This is a genomic window from Paenibacillus sp. Dod16 (assembly GCF_049893405.1).
Taxonomy (GTDB): Bacteria; Bacillota; Bacilli; order Paenibacillales; family Paenibacillaceae; genus Paenibacillus_AQ.
In genome coordinates this window covers 1-776 of the sequence record NZ_JBNDYG010000129.1, presented here as the reverse complement: position 1 = coordinate 776, position 776 = coordinate 1, and the positions used below count along the sequence as shown (strand labels likewise).

The window sequence follows — 776 nt, the reverse complement described above, 5'->3', positions numbered from 1 at the left end:
GTATCCAAATCTACACAAGGAGTGACGAGTAAAGCAGCTAGATTTCAGATCATAGAGGACTTGCGAGTACACCATCGTCTTGTTTGGCTCTTGAAGTTAGCCGCGGTTTCCCGTTCAGGCTATTACAAGTGGAGAAAAAGCTTGCAAGCAGCAAAAGAACGTAGACAAAAGCAGCATGAATTGGAATCGCATCTGCTTGCCATCCATCGCATTCATCCCTACTTTGGTTATCTTCGAATGACGGTAGCTTTACGGAGGGAAGGAATTAGGGTCAACCACAAAAAGGTGTACCGATTAATGAAACAATTAGGAATCTGTTCTGTCATTCGAAAGAAGCGTCGATTCTTTGGAAAACAAGCTTCTGTGGTGAATCCGAATCGGCTTCAGCGCCAGTTTAAAGCGGACACGCCACGAACTAAACTGGTTACAGATATTACCTATATTCGTGCTGGAGAACAATTTGTGTACCTGTCTGTGATTCAGGACCTATACAATAACGAGATTGTAGCTTGGCATCTTTCGGAACGAAATGACCTCGCTTTGGTTCATGAAACGCTGGATAGACTCCGTCAACACGTGGATTTGAGTGGGGTAATCCTACACTCGGATCAAGGGTTTCAATACACGTCAAAGCCATTTAACCGTAAACTGAAACAACTCGGCATGCTAGGCAGTCACTCTAGGCGAGGAAATTGCCTGGACAATGCCTGTATCGAGTCTTTCTTCTCTCATTTAAAGACCGAGAAAATATACCTGAATGAGGCAGCAAACAAAGC

Annotated in this window: 1 protein-coding gene; it reads left to right on the top strand. The window is 44.2% G+C overall.

The annotated features are described in order from the left end of the window. The coding region (locus ACPV3A_RS37710) for an IS3 family transposase (protein WP_426205014.1) at positions 1 to 776 on the top strand (776 nt) is incomplete at both ends.